General features: G+C 45.0%; 14 protein-coding genes. 2 read left to right on the top strand and 12 right to left on the bottom strand.

The window, feature by feature from the left end:
• Positions 1-315 precede the first annotated feature (315 nt).
• From F6X55_RS09400 to F6X55_RS09350, 11 genes are all read right to left on the bottom strand, one after another.
• Entirely contained in the window at positions 316-1,137 is an 822-nt protein-coding gene (locus tag F6X55_RS09400; RefSeq protein ID WP_026572032.1) for a sugar phosphate isomerase/epimerase family protein, read from the bottom strand.
• Complete coding sequence (locus tag F6X55_RS09395) at positions 1,134-2,315, bottom strand: dihydrodipicolinate synthase family protein (protein WP_153462893.1); 1,182 nt, start codon at positions 2,313-2,315, stop codon at positions 1,134-1,136. Before F6X55_RS09395 ends, F6X55_RS09400 begins: the two co-directional genes overlap by 4 nt.
• A gap of 11 nt (positions 2,316-2,326) precedes the next feature.
• Entirely contained in the window at positions 2,327-3,475 is a 1,149-nt protein-coding gene (locus F6X55_RS09390) for a Gfo/Idh/MocA family protein (RefSeq protein ID WP_153462892.1), read from the bottom strand.
• A 112-nt stretch (positions 3,476-3,587) separates the two neighbouring features.
• Positions 3,588-4,421 (bottom strand): AraC family transcriptional regulator, encoded by an 834-nt coding sequence (locus F6X55_RS09385; RefSeq protein WP_237648633.1) that lies wholly within the window; start codon positions 4,419-4,421, stop codon positions 3,588-3,590.
• 76 nt (positions 4,422-4,497) lie between these two features.
• The gene (locus tag F6X55_RS09380; RefSeq protein WP_153462891.1) at positions 4,498-5,190 is read right to left on the bottom strand and encodes a hypothetical protein; all 693 of its coding nucleotides are present in this window, start codon (positions 5,188-5,190) and stop codon (positions 4,498-4,500) included.
• Between the two features lie 21 nt (positions 5,191-5,211).
• Positions 5,212-5,556 carry a hypothetical protein gene (locus F6X55_RS09375; protein WP_153462890.1) on the bottom strand — a complete coding sequence of 115 codons (345 nt, stop codon included), beginning with the start codon at positions 5,554-5,556 and terminating at the stop codon, positions 5,212-5,214.
• A gap of 98 nt (positions 5,557-5,654) precedes the next feature.
• Positions 5,655-5,939 (bottom strand): hypothetical protein, encoded by a 285-nt coding sequence (locus F6X55_RS09370; RefSeq protein WP_026572027.1) that lies wholly within the window; start codon positions 5,937-5,939, stop codon positions 5,655-5,657.
• A 293-nt stretch (positions 5,940-6,232) separates the two neighbouring features.
• The gene (locus F6X55_RS09365) at positions 6,233-6,478 is read right to left on the bottom strand and encodes a YcxB family protein (RefSeq protein ID WP_026572026.1); all 246 of its coding nucleotides are present in this window, start codon (positions 6,476-6,478) and stop codon (positions 6,233-6,235) included.
• Positions 6,479-6,815: 337 nt separating this feature from the next.
• Positions 6,816-7,373, bottom strand: coding sequence for a hypothetical protein (locus F6X55_RS09360; protein WP_153462889.1), 558 nt, complete (start codon positions 7,371-7,373; stop codon positions 6,816-6,818).
• A 211-nt stretch (positions 7,374-7,584) separates the two neighbouring features.
• Positions 7,585-12,708 carry a GH92 family glycosyl hydrolase gene (locus F6X55_RS09355; protein WP_161993069.1) on the bottom strand — a complete coding sequence of 1,708 codons (5,124 nt, stop codon included), beginning with the start codon at positions 12,706-12,708 and terminating at the stop codon, positions 7,585-7,587.
• Between the two features lie 1,013 nt (positions 12,709-13,721).
• Complete coding sequence (locus tag F6X55_RS09350) at positions 13,722-14,621, bottom strand: 3-hydroxyacyl-CoA dehydrogenase (RefSeq protein WP_153462888.1); 900 nt, start codon at positions 14,619-14,621, stop codon at positions 13,722-13,724.
• A 200-nt stretch (positions 14,622-14,821) separates the two neighbouring features.
• Here F6X55_RS09350 and F6X55_RS09345 point away from each other — a divergent pair, with 200 nt between their 5' ends.
• Positions 14,822-15,421 carry a short chain dehydrogenase gene (locus F6X55_RS09345; RefSeq protein ID WP_153462887.1) on the top strand — a complete coding sequence of 200 codons (600 nt, stop codon included), beginning with the start codon at positions 14,822-14,824 and terminating at the stop codon, positions 15,419-15,421.
• A gap of 294 nt (positions 15,422-15,715) precedes the next feature.
• Here the strand turns inward: F6X55_RS09345 and F6X55_RS09340 are convergent, their stop codons facing one another.
• On the bottom strand, positions 15,716-16,015 hold the full coding sequence (locus tag F6X55_RS09340; protein ID WP_026572023.1) for a hypothetical protein: 300 nt from the start codon (positions 16,013-16,015) through the stop codon (positions 15,716-15,718).
• Positions 16,016-16,173: 158 nt separating this feature from the next.
• Here F6X55_RS09340 and F6X55_RS09335 point away from each other — a divergent pair, with 158 nt between their 5' ends.
• Entirely contained in the window at positions 16,174-16,665 is a 492-nt protein-coding gene (locus F6X55_RS09335) for a hypothetical protein (protein ID WP_153462885.1), read from the top strand.
• The last annotated feature ends 11 nt before the right edge of the window (positions 16,666-16,676 follow it).

Below are 16,676 nucleotides of genomic sequence, written 5' to 3'. Positions count from 1 at the left end.
AATAAGAAAAAACAGAAGGGGGAGTTCCTTTCTTATTCAGCAATTGAAGTAAGCAAAAGCCGACAGTACAAATAAAGTAGCACTCCCGGTTTCCATATGGCTTGCACTACTACTAAGAGAAAGTTAGAATAATTTACTTTTTCCTGAGTTAATTCGGAGGTTATTGAAAATATAAAAACCGAACGAATCGTTCGGTTTTTGTTGTGGTCGCTTTGCTTCTGCTCCAGTCCCGCCTGTTTGTAATATTGCCGTCTCTTGCTCTGGAAAGGAGGTAAAAATCTTTATAAATTATATCCCAGCTAACAGCTTCTCCTATCAAACATGTTTCACAAAGCTCGCTTTTGTTTCTTCCAGCACTTCTTCACCTGGGCGATCCCAAATGGCCTGGTTGATGATTTCCACTTCGATCGGTCCATGGTAGCCGGCCGCTTCGACTGCATGGCGGATCCGGTTGATTTCAATCACTCCTTCGCCCATCATCCTCCTACCTTTGAACATGTCAGGCATGGGCACGGCCCAGTCAGAAACGTGAAAACCGAAAATACGACCAGACGCGCGATCTATCTGTTGATAAAGTTCGGGATCCCACCAGACGTGAAAGACATCGACAATCACACCTACCTCGTCAGGCCGGAACTGCTCGGCGATTGTATTCGCCTGATTCAGCGTCGAAATGACCGATCGATCTGCCGCGTACATGGGATGCAATGGTTCAATACCCAGCTTTATCCCATAGGATCGGGCAAACGGAACCAGCTTAACAATCCCTTCTTCCACATGCCTTCTGGCCGTAGCAATATCGCGGTCAGGTCCCGGTCCGCACACGAGCACAAGTGTATCCGTCCCGAGCTCGGCAGCTTGCTCCACAGCCCGACGGTTATCATCGAGACGCCGCTCTCTTTCCGTTGCAGTCGATGCAGGAAACATGCCGCCACGGCAGAGACTCGACACATGCAAGCCAGCATTGCGAATCAAGTTCCTGCTTGCCTGCAAGCCTGTTTCTTCCACTTTGTGCCGCCACAAAGCAATATGTCCGATTTCCGCTTCTGCACAGCCACGGGCGACTTCTTCCAAGCTCCATTTTTCCGTTGTAATTTGGTTCAAACTCAGCCTGTTTAACCATGCAGCTTGTGTCATCCTCTTCCCCCCTGGGCGATTCCTGCCTGTTCCAGCATAAGCTTCATCCTAAATGCGGCAAGCTCCGGGCTTTCCAATAATCCCGCCTGATCGGCCAAGATAAATAAATCGGCCAGATGCGTAATCGACCGGGCACTTTCTTTTCCGCCAAGCAGTCGGAAATGCGTTTGATGCCCATTCAAATACGCCATGAAAACCACACCGGTTTTATAAGAAAACGTCGGTTTTTGAAAAATATGCCGGGCAAGCGGTACCGTTTTTTCGAATATCGCATCATAAGTAACTTCATCCCCTTCATCCAGGGCGTGTAAAGCTGCTGCTGCTGCAGGAGCGATCGCATCAAAGATGCCGAGCAATGCATGGCTGTATCCTTGCCCGTCCCCCTTTATCAAATCCGGGTAATGGAAATCATCGCCGGTGTACATCCGCACACTGTCCGGAAGGAGCCGGCGCATTTGGATTTCCCGCTCAGCATCCAGCAAGGAAACTTTTATCCCATCCACTTTGCTTTCATTATCCTGGATAATCGCCAAGCAGACATCCATCGCTTCGTCAATGGATTCATGTCCCCAGTATCCTTTTAGTGCCGGATCGAACATATGGCCAAGCCAGTGCAAAATCACCGGCTCGGAAACATTTTCAAGGAGACGGTTGTAAACGTGCCTATAATCATCCGGTCCTGCGGCACAAGCAGCTAGAGCCCTGCTGGCCATCAGAATGATCTGGCTTCCTTCCCCTTCGATAAATGCACATTGTTCCAGATAGGCGTTTTCCACCTCGTCCAATGTTACAGACAGGCGTGGTGCGAGTTGATCGGTCCCTGCTCCACTGGCGATTCTGCCGCCGACCGCTTTCGCTTCTTTCGCCGATCGACGGATCAATTGTTTGGCATTATCCCAATTCAATCCCATGCCGCGTTGGGCGGTATCCATTGCTTCTGCTACGGCCAATCCGAGTGACCATAAGTGATGTCGGTATGCAAGCGTCGCATTCCAATCGACACTGGCATCGAAAACTGGATCAGCATCTGCCAACGGATCGGCAACAACATGGGCAGCGGAAAAAGCCGTCCGACTGGAAAAGCTGTTTCCCGACGGAACGGAAAACGGGGAATAACCCTTCATTTGGTAGGTGTAGAGCTTTCGGTCTTTAGCAGGTAAAATCAATTCAATGCTCATTTCTTCCCCTCCTATACAGTCAGTTCCGGGACATCCATCCAGCATCTTTCTTTCCAGGACTTCAATGCTAAATCGGATAACTGGGTTCCTTTTGCCCCCTCAAGCAGGTCCCATGGGAAAGGTTCATCGACAGCAACATGTTTCAGGAATAATTCCCATTGCACTTTGAAGCCATTGTCGAATGCTTGGTTATCGGGCACCTTTTCCCATTGGGAGAGAAAATCATGTTGATTGGGGATATCCGGATTCCAAACCGGCTTTGGAGTGTTGACGCGATGCTGCGTTTTGCAATCCCGAAGTCCTGCCACTGCACTGCCTTCCGTCCCGTCGACCTGGATGGTCAGTAAATCGTCCCGATTCACTCGGACTGCCCAAGAAGAATTAGCCTGTACAATCATGCCATTTTCCAGCTCGAACGTGCCATAAGCTGCATCGTCAGCCGTACATCTGTATTTCTCTCCACGTTCGTCCAGCCGTTCCGGGATATGGGTTGCGCCAACACAAGTAACCGAACGGATACCGCCGAACAGGTTATCGATCACATAGCGCCAGTGGGCAAACATATCGACAATGATCCCGCCACCAGCTTCTTCTCGGTAATTCCAGGACGGCCGCTGCCCCTCCTGCCAGTCTCCTTCAAACACCCAGTAACCAAATTCGATACGGGCAGACAACATCTTCCCGAAAAAATCAGCACTGATCAACCTTTGGAGCTTCAACAAACCGGGCAGAAACAATTTATCCTGTACGACACCATTTTTCACCCCCGCCTGTTTGGCGAGTCTGGCCAATTCGAGCGATTCCTCCAAATTCGTCGCAGTCGGTTTTTCACAATAAATATGTTTGCCGGCATTTATTGCCATGCGGATACTATCTGCCCTCTTCACCGTTGTCTGGGAATCAAAATATATTTCATTCTGTTCATCGTCAAACGTCTCTTCGAGATTTGTGCTCCAACGCTTGATGTTATGCTGTTCAGCCAATTTTTTCAGCTTTTCCTGGTTTCTTCCTACTAAAATGGGATCAGGCATCAAGGTGTCGCCATTGCTTAAAACTACGCCGCCTTGATCTCTGATGGCGGCAATAGAGCGAATCAGGTGCTGGTTTGTTCCCATCCGACCCGTTACTCCGTTCATAATGATCCCGATTTTTCGCTGCATGTATGTAACCCCTTTCCTCGTTATGAATCTATCATAAGGGCATGAAAAAAATCCGTCTTACTAATCTAAGAACGGATTTCTAAAAATCGGAAACAGAATTCGAACGGCTGCTTTATTTTTGAAGTAACTCCTGGTTATAGGCGGTACGGTATTTCTTCGGGGATATTTCCACAGCATTTTTAAAGGTTCGATAGAAGGTGGATAGCGACTCAAAACCAGCTTCAAAGCAAATCGATGCAATATCTTTGTTTGTGCTTGCCAACAGTTTTTTTGCCAGATCGATCCGTACCTCGGTCAAATATTGCATCGGAGTGACCTGATAGCGTTCTTTGAAAATATTGTTCAGATGGCGGGTACTTATTCCCAATTTATTCGACAGGTCCGCCGAACTCAGAATTTCGAAATAATGGGTATCGATATACTGCTGTAAGCGCTCTGCGCGTAACACGTTGGCATCGAAAACGTCTGTATCCTTCTGTGACCTGGCAAATTTCAACAGCAGTTCAGAGAGAAAAATCCGCATTGCCACGTAATGGAGCTTTCCGCCTTGGGACTGCTCATACAGCATTTTACGAAGCAGTTGCCTGACGTTGCTTCCTTCAAATGAATTCAGTTCGACAAACTGCGTTTCAGCAAACGATTGCTCAAGCAATTCCTTTTTTACGGAGTTCTCCAATATCGTTTGCTCAAACGCAAGAACAAGTACCGTCAGCTTGGAATCGGAAATGATGGAATGATTGGAATAAGGGGAAATGACAGCCACATTATCCTGTATAAAGGAATAACTCCTTCCGTTCAGCACAATCCGGCCGTCTCCTTCCAGAGCATATAAAATTTCGTAAACCTGGTGATAATGCTCGCTGACTGAGTCCCCTGTCAGATGATTGCTTTCATAAAGCCGAATCCCTTCCTCGGATAAATGCAGATCCACATGGTTTATTTTCACCAGCTCCCCGTTCTATTATTTCGATTCTATTAGTTATATATTAGCATAGGAAAGGTTTCATGACTCCGACAGCCGGTCATGTTTTACGCATGAAATTTCCGCTGTCTTTGATAAGTCCATTTCCATTCGTATTGTTGACCTTGTAGCGGACAGGTTGTTTCGGGTTGAGCGGGATTTTGTGGTGTTGCTCAAGCTTTTCTGTATTGATTTCTCCCCGGACTTTCCCTGAGTCAGCCTGAACTACGGTGTCCTCCTTTCCTAGGAGATCACCCATCGTTAGAAGGTCTTCAGGGAGATTAACAGAGCTTTTTTCTGCTTGTAACTTTTCAACCTGCACTTTTTTTGGCATTTCATGTGGAAAAGAGATTATACCATCATCTTCAAATGCGCATATTCCATTGTTTTCCGTTTTAATATCGGATTTTGGTTGACCTGCCGCTCTTTCTGATTTTTCATCTTTTCCCTCTGGTATTTGAGGCGGATTTTGATAAACTGGTTGTTCCATGACGTTTGTTTGATTTTGCTCGTTCAGATTAACAGGTTCCTTCCTTTCTTTTTCCTCAGGAAAATCAGGCAACAGGGAATAACCCATGATTTGCTGGGCATTTATATAGGTCCTCCGTTTATACCTATCCTCTCCGAACAAACAATGGGCAGAAGAATGTTTTATATTTTTCAAAAACATGGAATTGCCATGTGTGAAAATGATCTGGAACACCTGTGAAGGATGCGGATTTTCCCCGTTTAATTTGGAGAGCAGTTTTTTCATCGGCCGTCCCTCCTTATAACCTTACCTTCTATTCTCCGGATCTTTAGAAGAAACCGATTGTATCACTTCTTCAAACATTCTCCGATTCTCACTGGTATGCTCATTCAGTTTGCTCAAGATATCTTCTAAATCAATATCTGTTTTATATTGCTCTGCCATAAAATGATAGAAAAACAATGCCAGTGCATATGCGATGCCAGTGTTGTCTACATACACGATGCCATTTCCGCTTTGTTTCACACTGGAGTTTCCATTTTCATTCGTCATTTCCGTCGAGTAATGTTTCGCGATATCAGCCAAGTGATTTTTCATGTAGGATTCCACTTCTTCCTGGATGATCAAGCGCAGTTTTACATCGTTCCCCATTTTTCTTCCTCCATTCTAGTAGTAGTAAGTAAGGGAAAAGAGGACCCTTTGGGGCTCCTCTCCTCCCTCTAGTTGTTACATCCCAAGGCTGCTGGTCTTTAAGCAAAGTCTCCGAACAGAAGTACGAATATAAGAAAAACTAATTCGGCCTCCGATTCGCTTCTGCTATTCCCGCTATTTTTTACATAGGAATTTCCGTTAAAAACTTTGAACTTTGCTTCCTGTTCCTGATCGTTGTCCTGATCGTTTTCCTGGTCTAATCTCTGCTTGTTTTCATTTTCCAATCGTTGATCTTGCAATACTGCCGCAAGTGCCTTTGCTTTAGATGCAGCCTCTGGACTCAAAATATCCAGCAATGCATCGGTGTTATTTCCATTGCTCATTTTCATTCCTCCTTTTTTTGTGATCACTAACAAGATATTGAAAAGCTCCTTGGAGAGAATGTACACTTTCATTAATCTATGACTAAATGTGCCAGGAAACTAGAAAAAGACAATAAAAACACTAAAAAAAGCCTGGTTTTAACCCAAGCTCCTTTTCCCGCAAATACTTCTATTAAGTTAACTTTTATCATTTTGAAACGTGAAAATCCCCCCTCAACGCCGTGGCTTCCTCTCGAGATTCAAGGAATAGATACGGATTCAGGATTGTACAAATTTACACGGGATTAAATGTTTCAACCGCCATTTACCTTTCTCATTTGCTCTTTTATGTACTGATGGTAATTTTCTTCTTCTTCTACCTTTAAATTGGTAGATTTCTTCTTAAGAATAATCACGAAGACATCTGACACATATAAAAAGAAGTACTCGTCATCTTCTGAAATTTTTTCAAAAGTATTCCAATCATAATAATGATGGAAGTTATCAGTATTTCGTTCCACTCCTAAGTCCGTGATGTTTACGCTGTTAGAGCCTAACATTGGATGCTGCTTGGCTCCTCTGTATACTCGTCTGATACTTAACAATGTCAGTTTGTCGTAAACATGGTTGAAAACCAAAAAAAACTGAGCGTCAGGACAATCGCCAGCAGGAGTTCATTGACAAGGGGAGCTCTCCCTAACGATAACAGCATGAGAACAAAGATACAGATAGACGTTATAACTCTTGCATATGTTTTTCTCCTGTTATGCAGCTTTGTTTGGATTAGAGAGTTCTTTTGCAAAGCCATTACATCTTCAAGCGTTAACCGATATCTCACCTCTACCATAACCTTTTCCTTTCTGGTGGTTTTCTCCTCTTATACTTTTATCAGATGTCTTATTCAAACGTTTCCAAGTTTTCTATTTTCCATCTCGTTTTTTCAAAGTCCGGTTCATTCCACAAGTGAGCGTAAAACATGAAATCATCTTCAATGGAAACCACTTCGAATGTTACCTGGAGATAAGCATTTTCTTCCGGTTCCAATTCCAAATTCGAAGTGTTAATGTTGGGAAGCAATTCCCCTTCATAAGATACGCCTGTTTTTTCACTCCGCAATTCAAAACCGATCGTTCCAGCGTTCAACGTCTTATCCTCCGTCACATTTCTCACCCGTACAACTGCTTGCACAACATAAGGCTTAGCGGTCTGTGAATCTCTAAACGCATTCATTTCCGAATAAGCGGTATTCAATGTGATACCATACTCCCCACTTTTTTGCCCTTCTCCGTAAAGAAGGATTCCGCTCTCTATCCTTTTTGCACGCTCTTCCGGACTTTCCTCTGTTTGATTTTCCTTTTTCTTCGCTTCCGCCTGGTTCTGTCCTTTCCGACAAGCCGATAGAGAAAGCACAAGAAGAATGACTACTATTATGAAGATAGAATCTCCTTTTTTCATACAACCCCTCTTCCCGTTCTATTACAATATTACCATAATATGTTATTATGTTGGTGAATTTTTTTCTTGCTTCTACATTCTTCCACTTTCCACAACATCTCTTCTCCTGGACTGAAATAAATCTATTAAAAGGCTGCCCCAAAAGTTTCAAATACTTATGGGACAGCCTCTTTCACACCATACACTTAATCTCCATCAAATGGTAGGAAGGTTAATTTATAGTATTGTTCTGGTACAGTTGTTCCACTTCCCCCCCGCTCAATACCTCCTTATATATTTTCACTTCGTCGATGCTGCCTTTCATTTGTAAAGAGCTAGGATTCCATGGAGCGCCTCCAATGATCAGGTCATTTTCATTGTTAGCAACTGGACTGTTTCCAGCTGTCGATTCCGCCGTTTTTTCTCCATTTATATAGGCGGTTAACTGCTCGTTTTTTTCCCAGGTCAGTACAAGATGGGTCCATTCCTGCGATGGAATCGAGCCTTCTTTCAGAGATAGTCTTCCTGTCTCCGTCCACAACTCCGGATAAATTCCTTCTTCGACGCCGACCACGTAACCGTCGCCGATCGAGGTTTTCCCGATAATTTTCTGGTCCATGCCAGCATCATCAAGCTTTACCCACAAACTGATCGACAACCGGTCACCTCCATTCAGCAATGCAGAATGAGGAATTTCTGCCCAACCGCCATCCAAGCGTAAAGCTTGGCCGGATTTCCCTTCTGTAACAGAGGCATTTCCCCCGACAGACACTTCATGGCCATAAGCTGATCCATCCGCGATACTGTCGATATTGTCCTCCTCGAATCCCAATTCCAGAACAGGCTTTCCAGCATAAAGAACATGAAGGTCTGCAGACAAGCCGTTGATTTCAACTTTGTGGATACCCGCTGGTACACCCGAAATCGTAAAGGTGACCGTTTCGGTTTCCTCTGGCGCCAGATTTACCGTTTTTGATTCGAGCAGTTCGCCATCAAAGGAAAAGCCGATTTGTTTTTCTCCTTCCATCAACCCGATATTTTTCACCTTGACGGATACCTCTGCATCTTCTCCCGGTTCGACAGCATTCGCTTTCAAGTTGTCAAACTCGAAAATCGGTGTCTGTTCGACCTCCCCGCGATATTTCCATTTCCCCTTGCCAGGCGCGGGTTCATGATCTACAAAGTTTGAGACCGTTTCTTTAAGGACGGTAGCGTCCGCTTTCAGTTGTTGTTTTGCTTCCTTTGTAATATCGGACGATTTTTTATTCAACTTTTTAATAAAATCATCCAGCTTCTTGAGCGACTGCTTCATGTGGTATTTATCAAACTGGCTGCGGGACTGATTGAGCTTTTTCTGTAGTTGTTTTTCCAGCTTTTTCGCAATATCTCCTGATGCGGCAAAGTCGCTTACTTCCTTGGCGGCATTAGCGAATTTTGCTCCTGTATCCCCATAACCGAGCAGCTCCAGTTCTCCAATCGCCGTCTCATCGGCTCCTGCATTATCTTTGATGATAAGGCGGTAAAATTGATAGTTCCCTGGATTTTCGATCGAGAACGGACGAGTATAGTTGCGCCATTGAAAACGTTCATCTTCCCTTCGATCCAGCACGGTCCAATTTTTTCCGTCATTCGAACCGATCAGCGTCCACTTCTCCGGATCCTGTGGCTGATTGGAACCGGAGGTAACCGTGTACATGAGCGCATGTTTTGCACCGTCGGCAAAATTGTATTGTACCCAAGGTTCTTCGTTCTCAAGTGTCAGCTCTGTGGTCGAAGTATTGTCGAACAGCTTATCAGCCGTTCCCTGGTCCGAATGATACGTGGTTCCTTCATCGTCATCCGTTAAATCGTGAAGGGAATCAACCGATAACTCGGAACCATCGGTTTTTGGATCCGTAATCGAATCCGGAAGTGCCTCTTCCCCTGTTCCCCAATCCGATGGAGAATCTCCCATTTCAAAGTCGAGAACAGCCCCATCGGCTATTGTCTCATGATCGATGGTGAGTTTTTCATACGGTTTTCCATTTACTTTCAGGCTTTGCACATACTTGTTGTTGTCACTCACATCAGGGGCGTTGATGACAATGTCCTTTCCGTTCTCCAGATGAATGGTCATCTTTTCGAAATAGGGAGCACCAACCGCATATTCCGGCGACCCCAATTGCAATGGATAGAAACCGGCAGCACTGAATAAGTACCAGGCAGACATTTCCCCATTATCCTCATCGCCTGGGTAGCCCTGACCGATTTCACTTCCTAAATACAGACGTGATAATACTTCACGGACTTTTTCCTGTGTTTTATCCGGCTGGCCGGCATAGTTGTACATATATGGAATGTGATGTGCCGGTTGATTGCTGTGACCGTACATCCCCATACGTACATCCCTGGCCTCCCGCATTTCATGAATCAATCCGCCGTAGTGTCCCGGATGCTCGGCAGTTTCCGGGGTGGCGAAAAATTCGTCCAATTTCTCAGCAAGTCCGTCTCTTCCTCCATAAAGGTTCGCCAATCCCTGTCCGTCTTGAGGCACATGGAAGGCCATATTCCAGGCATTCGTTTCTGTGTAGTCACCGCCCCACTCAGCCGGATTGAACGATTCCGTATCGGTCCGCCAGTCACCTGATGGGTTGCGGCCCATAAAGAAACCGGCCTCTTGATTGAACATTTCTTCATAATTGCCGGCCCGCTCTTTATAGTAGGCGGCATCTGTTTCATAGCTTTCCTTCCCAGTTTCTTCTGCCAGTTTATCGGCAATGTTGGCAATGGCATAGTCGTTGATATACCCATCCATCGCCCAGGACATGCCCTCGCCGGTAGTCGTATTGGTATAGCGGTCAAAAATTGACGAAGCCAGCCCTTTACGACCGACACTGTCGTCATCGCTTCGGACGGCTGCATTTTTAATCGCCGATTCATAGAAGGCATCGACATCAAAATTGGTTACCCCTTTTAGATAGGCATCAGCAAAAGCTACGTCAGAGCTGGTTCCGACCATCAAGTTCGCATAACCTGGAGACGACCACCTGGAAATCCAGCCGCCATCTTTATACTGCTGAACGAAGCCGTCGATCATTTCTCCAGCCTGGGTCGGCGTCAATAAGGAGTATGCCGGCCAAGAAGTCCGGTATGTGTCCCAAAAGCCATTGTTGACATATACCTTGCCATTGACGATGTTCGCCCCTGTTTCTGTTGCCGTATTGTCTCCTGCCGGGTCGGAAAAAGAACTGGCATATTGATATCTCGGTTCTTCTGTAGTGCCTGTATTTTCATATCCGACATTTGGATACAGGAACAGACGATACATGTTGGAGTACAACGTGGTCAACTCATCTTTGCTGGCACCTTCCACTTCGATGATATCGAGCTTGTCTTCCCATGCCTGCTTGGCAGACCGTTGTAAGCTGTCAAAGGTATCATCCGGCTGAATGTCCTGTTCCAGGTTCTTTTTGGCCTGGTCTACGCTCAATAAAGAGGTCGCAACTTTCATGGTCACCGTTTTGCCAGCGGATGTATCGAACGTGTAGTACCCTGCTACATTATCTCGACCTTCGCCTGTCAACTTCCCGCTGTCGATGACATCCTGATCAAATTCCGCATAGACGAACATACGGGTTGCACCTGTCGAAAGACCACTCTTCACATCGGTATAACCGCTGAGTGTTTGTTCCTCCGGATTCAGTGTCAGCCCTCCATTATTATTGACGTTGTCAAAAATCAGCTTGCTGCTGTCTCCGGTAAAGGTAAAACGAAGCATGGCTGCCCGGTTTGTCGGCGTCATTTCGGTGTGAATACCATTTTCAAATTGTACGCTGTAATAATGCGGCTTGGCAATTTCATTTTCATGCCTGAAAGCAAGCGCCCGCTCTTCACGCTCTGCACTTGGCTCTTCGGCAGCGGACGGCATTACTTGGAACGTCTGGCGGTCACCCATCCATGGACTTGTCTCATGACTGAGTGAAAAAGCCTCCAACTCGGGCAGATTATCTTCGTTGTTTGCCTGTTGATACGTGTACAGCCAGCTGGTCGATCCGGCATCAGTGACCGGTGCCCAAAAGTTAAAACCGTGTGGTACAGCGACTGCAGGGAAATTGTTGCCCCGTGAAAAGGTGGAATTGGAATTCGTTCCTCGCAAAATATTTACATAATCAACCGGACTGTCATAGACAGGCTCTTCCGGGTTACGCTCAATATGGATATCATCAATGCTTCCTTTAAACACGCCAGGTCCCGCCGGATTGTCGTAAGCTACAAGGATACGGTCGATTGTTTTTCCTTCCGCCACTTCACCAATATCAGATGACTTGAAGTTCCACTGATTGGCATAAAGTGTTTTGGATTCTCCCTGAGCTTGCGGAGTCAACTCTACGCCATGCTGGTCTTTCGCTCCGAGTTCGCTTAAATACGTCCCATCAGTAAAAGCTAGATCCACGGAGACATAGGTACTGGAATAATCCAAGTGTTCTTCGTCCGCGAACTGCGGATGCAAATAATAGGAGAGCTTGGTTTCAGCTGTTACTGCTATATCTACATCAAACACTTTGTTATAAGAATATCCCCTGTCTTCTGCTGTGTGGGTCCCTTGATAAGTCAACGCACTTTGCCCTGACCATCCGACATTTGTTTTTCCAGTGTAACTGCTATTCGGTCCATCCCCTACCAAGGTCTTCATGCCGCCTGTCGTTTCTACAGGCGGGGCATCTTCACCGTTGGAAAGGGCGATCTCCGCTAACTGTGTCAGTCCTTCACCGGCATTTGAGGTGATTTCAAACCGATAATATTGATAGGCTTGATCATTGCTGAACTCATAAATTTTCCGCTGATAACGTTCATCGAATTCCTGATCGGACTGTTGATCGAGCTCCGTCCAATCCTGTTTATCATTGGAACCATAAAGCGTCCAATTTTTCGGGTCTCTTCCAGGTGCATCGTTGGCCGACGTGAACGCATATTTTATCACTTGCTCTGGTTCGGAAAAATCGAGTTCTATCCAAGCGTTCGGCTCAAATGCCAGCCATTTCGACTGACTTGTCTGATCTATGAGCTTATCTGCGACTTCGTTAGGAGGATTCTCAGCGCTGGCCGTTATCGTTTCAACGCGTTGGGTGATATCTCCCTGAATCCCTTCATAGAGAATCTCTCCCTGAACACCAGAGGTTTTTTCCTTTCCATCTGCCGTTTCAACGGTATTCTCCCAATCCGGCAATCGATCTTCCGCTTCGAAAGATGTTGAAAAATCGATTTCATCCCCTTCTTCTGCATAGGTCCGATGGACTCCCAATACCGACAAAGTTTGCAGGATCAATAGTAAAATAAGTAAAACGGAAGTATTTCTCGATATAACATTTCTTTTCACAAACTTCCCTCCCCATGGTTTAAAAGTGTCTTGTTGGCACAGACTGTCATTCCGGGTTACCCACCTCCTCTTTTAAAGCGCTTACATATAACGTGTCCATTATAAAAGACTCGACAAAACTTCCTCAACTTTTGTTATACGAATTTTCAGAAAACAGTAAAAAGGTAGCACGTCAAGGAGATAAATGTATGGGGGGCAGGACTTATCGCCTACTGCTTAGAGGGATTTAAATGGAAGAAAAATAACCAAAAGCGGCCGGGACAAAAACACAACCACCAAAGCAAGAATCGAACGGATTTGAAATATAAATCAAATTCGTTTGGTTTCCAAATTTTCTGTGCCTTGGATTGACTTCTTTATCCTGTTGTTCGATGTTTGCTTCGCATCGCTACGGCAAGATACTACACGTTCCACGGACACGGCTTCCACTTCCTCCGAAAGCACCAACCGCTTTCCTGCGGAATTTTCAGCTCGTGCTGTTCCCGTAGGAGTCTCGGTATCTTGCCTCCGCTACGTTTTCGTGGCCGATTTCTACTTTACCAAGACAAGATGAACAGAACGGTATTCTTATATTGGCTGATAGGTATCTAAACAGAGAAGAAGACAAAAAACAAGCACGGAGATTCCTTTATTCTTTGGAAATGGGACAATAGCATAATAAGGATAAAGAAGTACTCCTGGTCTCCATGCGGCTTCGCTTTCTATCCGCAATGGCATGAGGCAAAACGGAAAACACACCAGAAGAAGGTATCTCCATCCAACGGAGGCAAGGTATGTAGACTCCGGCGGGATGAGCGCGAGCTGAAGATCCACTTGATAAAGCGGTTTTCTTTAGCAAGTTAGCTGAAGCCGTGCCCGCGGAAAGCGAAGTACCTTGCCGGAGTGGAGCGTCGCTCTTTTAAAAGGGGAGGTTAGAACGTGTACTTTTTCCAACTCAAAAATCGAGCGAATTGGAATCGCTCGATTGTTGGGGTGACCACGATATATTTGTCCCAGCCGCTTCTGGGCCAGAATCAATTATCTAAAAATCCTGGTTGCTCATAGCTCGGATTAGGATAGGTATAGAACCCTTCCCCGGTGGCAGTTCCCAATTTTCCTTTATCGATATACTCCGTTTTCAGCAACTCCGCCAATTTTTTGAACTGCGGATCGCCTGTTTTGTCCGCTTTCGCTTTGACAATGTTATAGGAAGTCGTGATTCCGACAACATCCAAAATGGCAAACGGCCCTTTGGGAGCTCCAGTTGCGATCATCCACGTTTTATCGATGGTTTCGACATCGGCCACTTCATTGGACAGTAGCAATTCCGCCGCATCCAATAACGGTACCAATAACGAATTCAAAATATATCCCGGCTGCTCTTTCTGTAAAGGCAACGCAACCATTCCGATGGCTTTCGCAAACTCTATCACTTCTTCAAAATACTTATTATCTGTTCCGGCATGCTTCATGATTTCTGCCGTATTGTTTTTCCAGATTTCATTGGCAAAGTGCAGAGCCAGAAACTTTTCCGGACGGCCCGTCGCTTCCGCAAACTGGCTTGGCAGCAAGGTAGAAGAGTTGGTAGCAAAAACCGTGTACTCCGGCGCCACTTCTCCCAACTGATTATAAAATTTCGTTTTAATATCGACCACTTCCGGTATCGCTTCAATCACGAGATCCGCATTCGCTGCCGCTTCTGCTAAATCAGAACTGAACGAAATACGATCGTAGGCAGCATCCAAGTCTGCTTCAGCCGCTCCCAAATCCTCCTGATAACCGCTTTTCAGTTTGCTTATTCTTTCTTTCGCTTTCCCCAGTGCTTCCTCATTGATGTCATATACAAATACGTGGAATCCTTTGTAAGCAGTCTGGTATGCTATTTGACTTCCCAATACGCCGCTTCCGGCTACTGTTATGTGTTGATAATTCATGATAATTCCTTCTTTCTGTGTCATTAGGGCTAGATGCCTGTCCTTTTATTATAAACCTTTACAGAAAAAGGATGAATGGAAATGCTTATCAGGAGACTGCTTTCAACCAGAATAATGCTGTGACAACTGTCAATATCAACATACCGTTGCTATGTTATAATGCAGTGGAATGATTCTGTAATCGGAAAGAAGTGATAGAAGTGAAAATACTCATCGTAGGGGCAAGTGGGACGATTGGAACAGCAATCGTTAAAGAACTGGAAGAAAACCATGAAATAATCCGTGCTGGTCGAAATGGCGCTGATGCTCAGGTAGATCTTCAGGAACCAGATAGTATCAAGGACATGTATGAAAAAGTCGGAAAAGTCGATGCAGTCATCAACGCCTCAGGAGGGGCAAGCTTTGCTCCCGTTACGGAACTAACACCAGAGCTAAATGAGGTTACAATCAGCAGTAAACTGAAAGGACAAGTGAATTTGGTGCTTTTGGGAATCGATTATGTGAACGACGGTGGCAGCTTTACCCTGACAACAGGTGTCATGATGGATGACCCTATTCCCAAAGGTGTATCTGCAGCCATGGCAAACGGAGGCGTAAAAGCATTCGTCAAAGCAGCAGCGATAGAAATGCCAAGAGGGATTCGTATCAATAATGTCAGTCCAAATGTTTTACAAGAATCCCTGGACAAATACAGCGACTTTTTCCCCGGATTCGAAGCGGTTCCTTCTTCGCGGGTGAGCCTTGCCTATAAAAAAAGCGTCGAAGGAAAACAAACTGGACAAACGTATGAAGTGTATTGACAGAAACCATGGAAAACCAGGACGATACATCGCTCGTTATGCGAACAATTGACTGCACAGATAAAGAATAATAAAGAAGATCCTGAGTGGCTGCAGCCACCCAGGATGTAACTCCAAGCCGCAAAGCGGTTGACCAAATAGGTAGAAAAAAGTAACTAGCTCACCATTGGCCGGGGCGGTTACTTTTTTCTGTTTACTAAAGCTTCATAAGTTGTTATTCAATCATCCCCCCCTTCTGCAGGAGATGCTGCTCGGGTGATGACAGCATGCCATTCAAATGGACCGGGGACGTGTTTAAAAATAAAAAACCCTATAAAGCAACGGCATTAATGTGACCAACAAAACAATGACCATGACAATGTAAAGCAAGTTGGAAACCAATAATACCACCCATTTTCTGTGTCTGAGTTGGTAACTGTAACTAGCCACCCAAATAATTAAGTAGAAAATCAGAAGACCTATATCAATCGGGTTAAAGGTTGGCGTTCCATCCGGTGCACTAATATCCACGAACATGGCGATCCCGAGAAAACCGATAGCGCCTAATATTAATAGGTTGATAACATGCACGGCAAAAAGATACACGTTTTTCATATAACCACCACCCTGGTAATTTTTCGTAACAAACAATCTTTGTGTACAACATGAAATGGTAGTAAACAGGGCTCACTTCCAAGGAATGGCCGAACGGAATAAAAATCTCATTATTGCAGAAAGTACCTCTGATTCACTTCCAAAGGAGGTATATTTTTATGAAAAGAAGCATCGTTGTTTTTTCTTTTTTAATGGGGGTGTCTATCCTCTTATCTTCCTTGTCTGTTGATGTTATTTCTGCACAAGACGAGGAGGCCTTCAAGGAACAGATAGAAAACTTCGGCAAAAAAAAGACGAATAAATTGCCCGTTAATTATACATTAAGCGAGGCCAAAAGAAATGGAGACATCACACCTGGCAATATGACCGAGCAGCAGAAAAAAAGAATATTTGAATTTAAAGAAAATGTGAAGAGTAAAAATCCCGATTTTATCCGCTTTTCTTCTTTTGGTAAAGGAGGAATTGCACCGATCATTAAAGAATTTCAATTTAACGGAGAGATCATATATTACCGGTATGATAGCACCAGATCCGTCCATTCTGCCCAAAAAGTTGTGGAAGATTATTGTAAAAAAATAGAGCACTTAGACAAACCTTTCAAATCAACTTTCCTGACCAGTTGCTTTTATCATGAATCTATAGAGTTTTAACCATACCTTTC

The sequence above is a fragment of the Sediminibacillus terrae genome, from assembly GCF_009602435.1.
Lineage (GTDB): Bacteria > Bacillota > Bacilli > Bacillales > Amphibacillaceae > Sediminibacillus > Sediminibacillus terrae.
Note: the sequence above shows the minus strand (reverse complement) of the source record. Positions and strands in the feature narration are given on the sequence as shown.